Source organism: Microcoleus sp. B3-D7, assembly GCF_036705305.1.
In the GTDB taxonomy this organism is placed as follows: domain Bacteria; phylum Cyanobacteriota; class Cyanobacteriia; order Cyanobacteriales; family Microcoleaceae; genus Microcoleus.
The window spans coordinates 42,395-54,356 of record NZ_JAUBUE010000009.1; the positions used below are offsets into that span (position 1 = coordinate 42,395).

Annotated in this window: 11 protein-coding genes and 1 tRNA gene; 2 read left to right on the top strand and 10 right to left on the bottom strand. The window is 46.7% G+C overall.

The genetic code is table 11. The annotated features are described in order from the left end of the window. Window positions 1-407: 407 nt before the first annotated feature. A complete protein-coding gene (locus tag QUB25_RS09205) occupies window positions 408-1,190 on the top strand; it encodes a hypothetical protein (RefSeq protein WP_333182905.1) in 783 nt (260 codons plus the stop codon). 183 nt (window positions 1,191-1,373) lie between these two features. On the opposite strand, the gene QUB25_RS09210 is transcribed toward QUB25_RS09205, so the two are convergent. From QUB25_RS09210 to QUB25_RS09255, 10 genes are all read right to left on the bottom strand, one after another. Further along, on the bottom strand, window positions 1,374-2,135 hold the full coding sequence (locus QUB25_RS09210; protein ID WP_333182907.1) for a nucleotidyltransferase domain-containing protein: 762 nt from the start codon (window positions 2,133-2,135) through the stop codon (window positions 1,374-1,376). A 45-nt stretch (window positions 2,136-2,180) separates the two neighbouring features. Further along, complete coding sequence (locus tag QUB25_RS09215) at window positions 2,181-3,131, bottom strand: DNA polymerase beta superfamily protein (RefSeq protein ID WP_333182908.1); 951 nt, start codon at window positions 3,129-3,131, stop codon at window positions 2,181-2,183. Between the two features lie 107 nt (window positions 3,132-3,238). Further along, window positions 3,239-3,643: a putative toxin-antitoxin system toxin component, PIN family gene (locus QUB25_RS09220; RefSeq protein ID WP_333182910.1), complete on the bottom strand. Its 405-nt coding sequence runs from the start codon at window positions 3,641-3,643 to the stop codon at window positions 3,239-3,241. Further along, complete coding sequence (locus QUB25_RS09225; protein WP_333182911.1) at window positions 3,640-4,005, bottom strand: hypothetical protein; 366 nt, start codon at window positions 4,003-4,005, stop codon at window positions 3,640-3,642. The genes QUB25_RS09220 and QUB25_RS09225 overlap by 4 nt, the downstream gene beginning before the upstream one ends. A 190-nt stretch (window positions 4,006-4,195) precedes the next feature. After that, a tRNA-Val gene (locus tag QUB25_RS09230) sits at window positions 4,196-4,267 on the bottom strand. A gap of 125 nt (window positions 4,268-4,392) precedes the next feature. Beyond that, window positions 4,393-4,605, bottom strand: coding sequence for a DUF2839 domain-containing protein (locus tag QUB25_RS09235; RefSeq protein WP_333063857.1), 213 nt, complete (start codon window positions 4,603-4,605; stop codon window positions 4,393-4,395). Window positions 4,606-4,670: 65 nt separating this feature from the next. After that, complete coding sequence (locus tag QUB25_RS09240) at window positions 4,671-6,179, bottom strand: helicase C-terminal domain-containing protein (protein WP_333182913.1); 1,509 nt, start codon at window positions 6,177-6,179, stop codon at window positions 4,671-4,673. Window positions 6,180-6,201: 22 nt separating this feature from the next. Then, a complete protein-coding gene (locus QUB25_RS09245) occupies window positions 6,202-7,731 on the bottom strand; it encodes a pentapeptide repeat-containing protein (RefSeq protein WP_333182915.1) in 1,530 nt (509 codons plus the stop codon). A gap of 78 nt (window positions 7,732-7,809) precedes the next feature. After that, window positions 7,810-9,372 (bottom strand): pentapeptide repeat-containing protein, encoded by a 1,563-nt coding sequence (locus QUB25_RS09250; protein ID WP_333063860.1) that lies wholly within the window; start codon window positions 9,370-9,372, stop codon window positions 7,810-7,812. 96 nt (window positions 9,373-9,468) lie between these two features. After that, on the bottom strand, window positions 9,469-11,031 hold the full coding sequence (locus QUB25_RS09255; RefSeq protein ID WP_333038609.1) for a pentapeptide repeat-containing protein: 1,563 nt from the start codon (window positions 11,029-11,031) through the stop codon (window positions 9,469-9,471). Window positions 11,032-11,069: 38 nt separating this feature from the next. On the opposite strand from QUB25_RS09255, the gene QUB25_RS09260 reads away from it, so the two are divergent. Next, on the top strand, window positions 11,070-11,909 hold the full coding sequence (locus QUB25_RS09260; protein ID WP_333182918.1) for a prephenate/arogenate dehydrogenase: 840 nt from the start codon (window positions 11,070-11,072) through the stop codon (window positions 11,907-11,909). The last annotated feature ends 53 nt before the right edge of the window (window positions 11,910-11,962 follow it).

Sequence of the window (11,962 nt, forward strand, 5' to 3'; positions counted from 1 at the left end):
CTCGATCGCGATCCACCTGTTATTTCATCTTATGGTTGTCACACTCGATTGAGATGCGATCACCTTTGATTACAGAAATCCTCGGTAATGAGGGATCTCGGCTTCAGGAAGCCGAGTTTTTCTGGCAGACATTGAGCGAATTTAGAACTAGACTCAACCCTAGTAAGGGTTTCAGCTTGATTTTTGGAGATATCTAATTTACATCTCAGGAAATAAAAATTTTTTATATAGCAGAATAAAATTAAGGGCGATCGAGGTCTGTTACATTATTTAATTTTACGATAATCTTATCGCTAAAAAAAATTGGCTTCACGAAAATGAGTCTTTTAGGTCTGTACAGATACAGAATTAAGATGCTGTATGATAAAATAGCTTTAACAAAAGGTTAAGGAAGCGGTTAAAAAAACATGAAATTCCAAATTCCTCTAGCTCCTGGGGCTGTAACCCAATTTTTGCTTCGAGTGGTGGGCTGTCTCGTTGTACTATCTTTCTTGACTCGGATGAGTCTGTACTTCTTGCCGGATTACCCGTCTAGAGACTTCTTGGCAATGGCATTCAACGTTGATGGCGAGGTGAACGTTCCAGCTATATACTCATCTTTGGCATTGCTGTTTAGTTCTGTGTTGCTGGGTGCGATCGCCCATGTGAAAAATTTGGATAGCGATCGCTACAAGAATCACTGGAAAATTTTATCATTCATATTTTTAGCTCTATCTGTAGACGAACTGGGTCAATTGCACGAACATTTGATTGGCCTGCGAGGCGTGCTAAATGCAACAGGGTTTCTTTACTTTACTTGGATTGTGCCGTTTGCTGTTCTAGTAGCGATATTTCTCTTATCCTACAGTAAGTTTGTGTTCCACCTTCCTGTTTCCACAAAAAAATTATTTTTTGCAGCCTGCGCTCTTTATATTGGAGGAGCAATGGGGATGGAAATGCCAGGGGGATACATAGCTTCTACAATGGGACAGGAGAATGTAGCTTACGTGATAGTAACGACCCTTGAAGAGTTTTTAGAAATGCTGGGCATCGTTGTATTTATCCACGCATTGATTTCATATATCAAGACATATGTAGGCGGGGTAAGTTGGAATATTTACATACCCGGAAAAAACCCACAAGTTACCGAGGATCAAAATATCGACCTACCTGCTCTTCCAGAACCAGCCAACACAAATCTATTAAAGTGAATCACTTAAAACCGGGTTGATGGACGACGCAAATACTGCATTATGGGTTTTGATTAAGAGAAAAAACCCGGTTTCTTTTTTACTGATGCGTCCTTGACTGGATGTTCTGTGATCTTCGGCGCACAAAACGACTAATATATAGGCTGCTTGCTGCACCAAAAGACTAATTCGACGTGGAACAGCTTAGTTCACAGATGACATCCTTACCTTTACCAGAAAATCGCTAAGAGCAACCTTTGCATTAGGATTTGAGGGCAAATGACTTCTAAAACTTGCATCTTCTAATATATTGATTAGCCGATCGCGCTCTTGCTGATAAAATTCAATATCTGTATCTTCCAGCACAGACTTTTCCTCCCCAGCCAGCTTGCGAGCAATTAAATCAGGAATATACGACAACTGGAAATTCTCGTTAAGTTTCACCAAATTCGCTTCCACTTCCCCCGTTTGCATCAAGTGAATCCCCGCCAGCAACACCCGGTAAACGTACAGCAGCGGCTTAACCCGACGCGGGCGTTCTTTCTCAAACAATTTCCATTGAGTTTTAGCAAAACCTAGATAGTGGTGGCTGTGGTGCTTGGTAATGCAGTTCGAGGCGAGATCCTTTAATTCCTCGTGTTCCTTTGTACTGTAAACTATCAGCGGCGAATACAGTTGTTCTAGCACGTAGCCGTTGCGCTTCAACAGCATCTCAAAAAATTTCTTGATATCGTGAGTTACTAAATCGAGTTGCATTCCATCCCGAACTTCCGAAACTTCGATTGTTTCTTCTGCAGAAATCAGTCCAATTACTTTAGGTAGCGGTAAGATGTGTACTCCCCGCAAGTCGAAGTCAGAATCTGCGGAAGGAAAGCCGTATAAGTGCGAACCGCTGACAGTCGCAAACAGCAGCGGATAAGGTTGAACGGAGATAATTTGGGCGAGACTCGATATGTATTCTGTCATTTATTCCAGTCCATGCAGGCGGGCTTTGTTTCACAAGAAGCGATTTCAAGATCCGATTTCGATCGCACCTCTACGAGATTTAATCAAAAACAGATTCGCTTTCTCGTAATTAGGACGTTCTGGCAACTTAGTTGCAGCAAAAGCGCGATCGAACTCACCGTGCAAACTCAACCGCCACCGATTCACCTCATCCCAGGATATTTCTTGGTTGCGGATAGATAAAAGTTGCGATCGATAATCCTGCACGCGAACAGGCACAAACCCCTCCTTGAGCACCGTAATTCCTGACAGCAGCAAGCGAATTAAGTGCATCGCGTGCTTCCAACGAATTTCCCCGGTATTGCGGAGGTCTTGCTCCATTTTTTTAAATTGAGACAAAACGTAGCTATTGTAAGTTTGATAAACCAATTGAGAAAGAAAGATTTCCCGAATTTCGAGCAATTCTTGTGCGACAGGAGAAAACGTTTCTACTAAAGGCGTGTACAAACATTCTAGCACATTTGGGTTAGCTTTTAGTGCCAAAACTAGAAACTTTTGCAGTTCCCAATAGCATTCCTGATTTTCCTTGTTTTCCAATTGTTCTGGAATGCCGTAAAGCGACCAATGAAGTATTGCAGGCGGCAGGTAAATCCCGCGTCTGTCTGTATCGGAGTGCTCGTTATCAAGACCGTAAGCTCTCGAACCAAGAATGCAGCGGTAAATTACAGAATCATAGAGGTTGTATTCTGCAAGAAAATCTCCTCCTGACTGCAATCCTTCGCTCTGAAACTGCTTACGGATACTGAGTTCGTGCCGCCGCAGACTAACTTCTGTTCCGTCTGGGAGTTTGACTAAATATGCGTGGGAATTGTCGGTAGGCGATTGAACGATGACACCTACTAATCCCGGTTTCCAAGATTGGTCGCTGGTGGGGTTTTTGACCTCGATTCGGGTGACAATTTGGGTTCCTGTGGGTAGGATTAAGTTGAAATTTTGAGGAACATTGGCATTTGCCATGAGGAAACCTCCTGCGGGGCACGAGCTACGATGTTAGTGTAGCATAGGTGTAGTATAAAAAATGGGGGTTTTGGACGATCGGCTGTTTTTGCCTTGTTGAACAGTGTCTAATGCACGATCGATTCTGCAAAAAGAGAAACAGAAATAATTAACGTATTTCCTAAACTCTGAACTTCCGTAAAATCGCGATCGCCTGTAATTAAAAAATCAGCATTAGCAGAGAGCGCACAAGCAATAAACTTAGCATCTTTTTGGTCTCTAGGAAAATCAATTTCTATAGACACGTCAATGAGTTTGGTGGAACCTTGAATCAAATTCAACCATCTTTCTTTCTGAACATCTGTTAATTTTAGTTTTCGTCTGCTTAATACGTTCTGATACTCTGCTAAAATTTCTTCTGAAACTACCCATTCATAATCAGGTTGATTGATAACCCAGGTAATAATAGTTGCTGGTTTTCTTCCAGCGATCGCTGCAGACACTAAAATATTAGTATCTATAACAACTCTCATTCTCCTCTCCGATAAGCTGCAATTTCTTCGGCAATTTCTTCATCAGTTAAAGGATGATCGGCGTGTAAAGCCTGCGTTTCTTCACATAAGTTGCTAAAATTTTCAGCTAAAGCTTGTCGGTGCGGATCGGGCTGATAACTATTCTTAAGTTCCCCGCTCATTTTAATTTTTTCTGCGAGTAACTCTTGTGCAGGTTTTCCTGAAAGAATCGTTACTACTTGCCGAGGTTGATTAAGATGCTGTTTTTCTGACAAAGCTTTTAAAGCATCAGTAATTACCTGATCGGGGCTTGTATATTTCCCTGTCTCTAACTGTTGTTGCAGTAAATTTTCTTGTTCTGAGTTCAGAATTATTTGGATCATAAAGTTACCTCTCTAAATAATCTCAAGCCGTTTGAGATATGTAGGGGTGAAGCATTTGGGCGACAATTGCTGTTAAAAACCTGTAATTTTATCCCCAAATGCTTCACCCTCCAACCTGGAGCGCGCGATCGCACTCCGACAGGATATTTTATTTTTTGGAGATGTCTAATGAGTCCCCATAAATTTTGAATGGGCAATACTGGATTTGAACCAGTGACCCCTTCCGTGTGAAGGAAGTGCGCTACCACTGTGCTAATTGCCCGCAGATAATTAATATATCACACTAAGTTCCAATTCGCAACTAAATTTTTCCTAAAAATTCAGCCGCTGGTTTCCCAGTTAAACTCGACACAATGCCAAGAATACAGGCATTTGTCGAGTCTGGCATCAGTTAACCTGCCACCAACCCGCCGACGGGCCGACAAATCGCACTACAATCCACCAAGCAACCAAAAGACTAATCCCCATCCAGCTTCCGCGACTTGTCCACTTGACAAAATCTTCGCTTTGGGTTTTCGTGATTGGCAGCCAGGGAACGATGCGTTCTTCTTTACCGTATTCGTCGCCGATCGACTCTTTGCGACGCTTAGCTTCACCCATAATCTTTGTCTACTAAATTAGATTTCAACTGGATACCTAACCAAATTATAAGTCAACAGGTCATCTCAAGCCTGCGTCAGCCAAGTCGTATCCAAATAATCAATCCTCGCAAAAGGACTCAAAGCCGCTAAAACCTGCTGTCCATAACTGCGGTGAATCACCCTGCTGTCGAAAATCGCCACCACCCCTTGACGTTCTCGCACCGGCGCGATCGCCCGCTGCAACTCATTCAGCGCCGCCGGCAGCAAATACAACCGAAACCAATCCTTGCGCCGTTCCTTATAATAAGCCACACGCGCCGTCACCAAAGGATTCTCCAAAGAAGGTAGCGGCAAAGTTGCGATCGCCAGCAAGTGAGGCGCCCTCAATTCCCCCTGATGTTCCCGCCAAAACTCCCACCCTGTCACCAAAATCGCATTCTCGCCCACATCAGTCTTTTCTACCTGCACCCGAGAACCGAACTCAGAAGCCAAAATCGCCGCCAGCCGAGCCCTCAGCGGTACATCACCAACAATCAGCACCGTTAACCCCGCCACCGACGCGCTCATCAACAGCAAAGTCCGAATTTCTTCTATTAAAACTCCCTGAAATTCCGGCGTATTTGGCAGTGGCAGCCAGTTGGGAATGTACAGTTGAATTAATTCATTTTGTCGATCGGGCGAAAACTTAACGCTCGTCAATTCTGGAAGCCCCAGCATTTCCCGGAAGATCGGAGCCTTGGGTTCCACATCCACCGCCCCGCCAATCAACACCACCGGCTGATCGTCCCAAATTTTGCTCAAAACCTCAGCCACCTGAACCGGCGCGCAGTACAGAGAAAATGACCCAGCCTCCCGATGAATTTCCGCCCACCGCAGTTTTCCGTTTGTTTCCCACCGCTGCCAAAAATTGCTCCAAGCAGCCGGAATTAGGGGGTTTGGCTCGATTTTTTCAAACAGCCCCTGCAAAATATTTTGCTCTGCAGTTTCCAGCAAATAGCACTCCTCAGGTTTCGCCGGATGCTTAAAGAAAGCCCGCGTTAGCATTACCCGCCCTTGGAGGATTGCATCGGCTTCCAAAGGCTGAGATTGCATTAAATCGTTCCAGTCACCCGGTTGCAAACCTGCCGTCAATTGCTGGCGCGTCCAAACTTCCAAGTCATCCACACCGTCAATAATTGTCGGAATATTCCTGTGAAGTTCCGAATTCCCCGCCAAGCGAGCCGCCAGCCAAGACTGCGGATCTGCTAGCATCAATCCTCGCCCAGTGGCATTATCCGAATAAGTCTCGATCGACCCCTCTGTTTGCAGCCACTCTTGCAAACGCGGAATTTCCACTGCTCTCAAATGCTCGATCAGCGGTGTCGGCGCCACTAAAATCACAGGCTCCGGCCACATCAAAATCGGCATCAAATAACTGACTCGATACCGCTGTCGGTAAGCTCCAGCCGGAAGCCCTGTTTGGATCAGAGCGCTGCGCCCCAAGCGCAAAGCCCGCGCCACGAGCCGCGCCATCGTTAAATGGTGCGGCCAGTGCGGCTCGGAGTGCGATCGCAGGAAGCGGAGCAATGAGTTGTGGACTTCTACCTCAATCAATCGGTTTTAAAATTGACATTTCTCACTCAACATAATCAAAACTGGCCAGAAAATCAACTACTTTTTGACCGAGAGGCAAACTGAATTTACTGTGCTGATGATTTGTACCTCCCTTCCCAAAATTCCCGTGAGAATTCACCATCAAACTCTCCTGTCCCGAACTAATTAAAATAGTTTGGGTAGGGGACTCAAAAAACTTTGTTGGCTCACTCACCCGTGATATATTAGAGAGTAAATTCATCAACTCATTTAATTTATTTGTAGCTGTACTCAATGCCTTACGCAACTGCACTATTCGTCTCTCATCCAAATTTTGACTTTCCATATTTTTGCCAATAACCATAATATTTCTCTGAGTTTGTACAGCATCCTTAAAAGGAAGAATCGCTAAAAATGCTGCTGGAAATAAATGCTCATCGCTCTCAAATCTAAAAGTTAGAGTAGTGCGGCGGTAGCCGACTTCAATATTGGGAGGAAAATTCATTGCCCGGTAATGCCGAGCTATTTCGCTGTAAGCTGTTGCTAAAGTGCTGTTTGCTGAGTAGTCTAAAAGTGCGTCAACCACAATTTGCACTAACCCAGGCGTGTGATTTAAAAATTTTCTCGATTCTGACGGCGAATTAAATTGTTCAATCTGAGTGCGATCGCCTGCGGGGCTGAGGTCAACCCACTCGCAAGTAATATCCTCTGCAATGATGCCACATCGAGGAACCAAATACAGTTTTGCTCCTGTTAAAGTTGCTCCCCTCAAATCAGCGCCCACCCAATCTGCATTAATCAAATTGGTTTCTGTCAAATCAGCGTGAACGAAACTAGCACTTCCTAAATTAGTATTTCTTAAATCTGCTCCGTTAAGGTTAGCTCCGCTCAATTTAGCACAGCTCAGATCGGCGCCGTTGAGGTTAGCTCCCGTCAAATCCGCCCATTTGAGGTTAGCTCCGCTCAAATTGGCACTGCTGAGATTCACCTGTTGCAGCGAAGCTTGTCTCATATCGGCATTGCTCAAATTGACGCCGCTAAGTTCTGCTTTCGTCAAATCTGCGCCGTGTAAGTTAGCTTCTTGAAAGTTAGCTGAAGCAGCCGAAGCCCCTCTGAGATTTGCACCGGAAAGATTAGTACCCGACAGGTTAGCTTCCGTCAGTTTTACCTCTCTTAAATCTGCTTCAGTCAGGTTAGCGCCGCTGAAGTTAGTTTTGCTGAGTTCGCAGCGGACTAATTCGCTTCTAATCAGGGATGCTCGGATTAATTGAGCTGCACTTAAATCGGCTCTCACTAAGTTTGCTACGTTGAGAGTAGCCCCGTTTAAGATTGCCCGCGACAGGTTGGTACTGCTGAGTCTAGCCACATTCAAGTTAGCTTCGCTCAAGTTAGCTTCGCTCAAGTTAGCGCCGCTCATGTTGGTGACAAATAAGCTAGCCCCCCTTAAATTTGATTGGCTGAGGTTGATGCGGCTGAGATTAGCTTCATTCAGGTTGATTCCTGTGAAATCTCTGTCGCCTTCAGTGTATCTTTTGACGATTGCAAATCGTTTGAGTAGTTCTTCAGCTTCCATTTGTTTACCTGAATAAAATGGCTATCGGCTAACTTTATATGGCATAAATAGAAATAATATCAAATTAATTTATAGTATTTACTCACCGAGCTGATAAAAACTTTTGACAAACTCAATGACCGTATTTAGTGGCGGGGTGGTAAATCTTTGGGCTTTAATTGCAGGACTGATAGAGGTTTTGTTGACTCCCGGCAAATTTGTCAAGTTTCTGCCAAAATCTGGGTGATAGTGAATCATCAAAGTTTCGGCGCTGGAGTTAGCCAGTACAGTTTGGGTAGGCGATTGGAAAAAACTTGACATCGGTTCGCGATCGAGGCGAATCGGCTGAATTTTCATTTCCCCTATTTTTCTCATTGTTTTGGTCAGGGCTACGTTTAATTGCACTACCATATTTGAGACTCTGACGCCCAAGTTATTACCACTTTGGGGTTGAATCATCTTGATCAGAGTAATCAAATTTTTCTGAGTAAATGCTGCATCACTAAAGGGAATAATCGCAACGAAAGCTGTGGGAAATAGTTGCTCGTCCTGTTCTATTTTAAATGATATGATTGTGCGTCTGGAATTAACTTCGATACTGGGAGGATGGCTTAAAGCAGGGTATTGACGGGCAATTTGGCGGTAGGTAGCTGCAAGGACAAAGTTAGCATCCGGGTCGAGGGGTCGATCGACAATAATTTGAACTGTCGGCGGTGTAGCATTGAAAAACCTTTGAGATTCTTCTGGGGTAAAGCGCTGAATGTGGCTGCGATCGCCGTTAGGACTGAGGTCAACCCAATCGCAGGTAATGTCATCTGCTTTCACATCAAACCTAGAAACCGCGTAAATTTTTGCCCCCGTCAGGGCCGCCCCCGTCAAATCTGCGCCCACCCAATCAGCGTGAATCAAATTCGCTTGAGTCAAATCCGCGTGTACCAAAGTAGCGTTTAACAGATTGACATTGCTCAAATTTGCCCCGTACAAGTTGGCCCCGCTCAATCTCGCTTCATCAAGGTCAGCGCCAGTCAGGTTCGCCCCGCTGAGGTCAGCCCACCGGAGATTAGCGCCTCGCAAGTCAGCGCCACTGAGGTTTGCCTGAGATAGATTAGCTTGTCTGAGTTCGGCATTGCAGAGGTTGACTCCTCGCAAGTCTGCCCTGCTGAGGTCGGCTCTGTGCAAATTAGCACGTTCCAAATTTGCCGCTGTTAGAAAAGCGCCTCTCAGGTGAGCCCCGCTGAGGTCGGCTTGCTCTAGATTTGCTTCTCTGAGGGTTGCTTCTCTCAAATCTGCTTCGCTGAGGTTTGCACCGCTCAAGTTTGCATTGCTGAGGTCGGCTCGGATCAGTTCGGATCTGATCATTGTAGCTTCGACGAGTTGGGCTTCGCGGAGGTCGGCTCGAATCAAGTTAGCCACGTTGAGGATAGCGCCGCTGAGGTTGGCTTTGTTGAGATTGGCACCGCTGAGTCTGGCAACATTGAGTTTGGCTTTTCTCATGTTGGCGTTTGAGAGATTGGTGCCGCTCATGTTGGTGAGGCTCAATATTGCCTCACTGAAATTAGCCCCACTGAGATCGATCCTGCTGAGATTTGCCTCGCAAAGGAGGATAGCAGTAAAGTCTCTTTCTCCTGCTGCATATTTGGTGATGAGTTCTTCGGCATCCATGCTTTTCAATTTCCCTGATGTGTTAGCTAGAACAAAGCTTTGTTGTGCCAACCTTTAAACTAGAATAAGCATTTTTTGTAACTTGATGCAATATGCTTAGACATCGATATTGTGGAAGCCTTTTATAAAATCCAAAATGCTAGTGATATTAGCTTGAGCCAATTTTGTGCTTTCGGCTAACTTACCCGATGTTGAGTTACTTGGCTCGTATTTTTTAATCAGGCGCTTGCCGAAGGCGGGGTGGTGATATACGCTGAGTCTTTGATCTCGGGAATTAATTAAGATCATCTGTGTTGGAATTTGAAAGAAATTGATGCTTTCGCCGATTTTGGGAAAAGAGCTGGAAATTTTGATTTGATCTACTTTGCTAATAGCTTGGTTGAGAGCTTTGCTGCATAACTGCACGTGTTTAGATTCTTTGACGTTAAGTTTGCCTGCATCGTGGGATTGAATCATTTTCATCAAAGCTATTAGGTTTTTTTGAGTTGTGGCAGCGTCGTTAAAAGGAATGATGGCAACGTAAGCGGTGGCAAATAATTTATCGTCGCTGTCCATTTTAAATGCGAGTACGGTGCGCCTGGAGCTGACTTCGATCGTGGGAGGCTGACTTAAACTCGGGTATTGTTGGGCAATTTGGTAATAAGTTGCAGCTAGCGCAAAATGAGCGCCTTGATCTAAGGGCGAGTCAATCACAATCCGAACTGTGGGCAAGGTTTCGTGAAAAAATTCGTGGGTTCCTCCCGAGTTCAACCAGTAAATTTGGCTGTGGTCGCCGTTGGGGCTGAGATCGACCCACTTGCAGGTCATGCCTTCGGTTTTGATGCCGAGCCGCGAAACTGCGTGAAGTTTGGCTCCAGTTAAGGTGGCTCCGGTTAAGTCGGCTCCAATCCAGTCGGCGCGGATCAGATAGGCATTTGTCAGGTCGGCGTGAACTAAGCTGGCATTCAGCAAGTTGGCGTGGCAGAGGTCGGCTCGGCTGAGGTCGGCACCGCTCAATTTGGCTTCGCTCAGGTCGGCCCAGCGGAGATTGCAGCCGCTGAGAATGGCCCAACGCAAATTGACGCCGCTGAGGTCGGCGCCGCTGAGTACGGCTTGAGTAAGGTTGGCTTGTCTCAGTTCTGTGCCTCGCAAGTCGGCGCCACTGAGGTCGGCGCGGCTGAGGTCGGCTCCTTGCAGGTTGGCTTGTTCGAGGTTGGCTTCTGTCAAGCACGCGCCGCTGAGGTGAGCGCCTCGAAGGTTGGCTTGAGCGAGGTTGGCTCCTCGAAGGGTGGCTTCGGTAAGGGTGGCGCCGCTGAGGTTTGCGCCGCTGAGGTTTGCGCCGCTGAGTTCGGCTCGAATCAGCTCGGCTCTGATCAGTTTTGCTCCTATGAGTATGGCTTTTTTGAGGTCAACTCGCACTAGGTAAGCGACGTTGAGGTCGGCGTCGGTGAGGTCGGCGCCGCCTAGATGGGCGCCACTGAGTCTGGCAATGTTGAGTTTGGCACCGATGAGGTTGGTTTTGCTGAGGTTGGCTCCGCTCAGGTTTGCTACACTCAGATTCGCACCCTTGAGGTTGGCTCCGCTCAAGTTGACGCCGCTGAGGTTGGCCTCAGTCAGGTTGATTCCGGCAAAGTTTCTTTCTCCGGCGGCATATTTTTTCAGGAGTTCCTCGACTGTCATGGGGGCGGCACCGTATCAAATATCCCCATTTTATTGCTATGAATATCGGTATTGTAGGACTGGGTTTAATTGGCGGATCGATCGGGCTGGATTTGCGATCGCGCGGGTTTGATGTTTTTGGGGTTTCGAGTCGGCAGCAGACTTGCTCTCGGGCGCAAGCTCGCGGTGTTGTCAATGAAGCCAGCATACACCTGTCTCTAATGGCAGCAGCCGATGTAGTTTTTATTTGCACGCCGCTGGGGTCGATCGAGCCGATCGTCCGAGAGTTGGTGCCCTATCTTTCCCGGGATACTATTATAACGGATGTCGGTTCCGTAAAAACACCCATAGTGCAGGCTGTGTCTTCTCTGTGGCCGAACTTTGTGGGGGGACACCCGATGGCGGGGACTGCTGAAAGCGGGATTGAGGCGGCGGTGCCGGATTTGTTTGTCGGGCGGCCTTACGTGGTGACGCCGACTCCCCAGACGCCGGCGCTTGCGGTGGATAAGGTTGAGGAAATTGCGCGGTTACTGGGTGCTAAAGTTTACCGATGTGAGCCGGAAGAACACGATCGAGCTGTGGCTTGGATTTCTCATTTGCCGCTCATGGCGAGCGCGACACTGGTTGCGGCCTGCGATCGAGAGGGCGATCGGGATATTGTTAGCTTAGCCCAACATTTGGCGAGTTCGGGTTTTCGGGATACGAGCCGGGTCGGGGGCGGCAATCCCGAGCTGGGAGTGATGGTGGCAAAGTACAATCGAGAGGAATTGTTGCGATCGCTCTCTATTTACCGCGACAGTCTCGACGAGTTCATCAGCGATATCGCAGCCGAAAATTGGCAAGCTCTCGAACACAAGCTGAAGCTGACTCAAAAAGCGAGAGAGAATTACCACTTGTGACCCAAAAAATACTTCAAACTGGCCCCGTCTCGATTATGATTTGTGGATGCCTG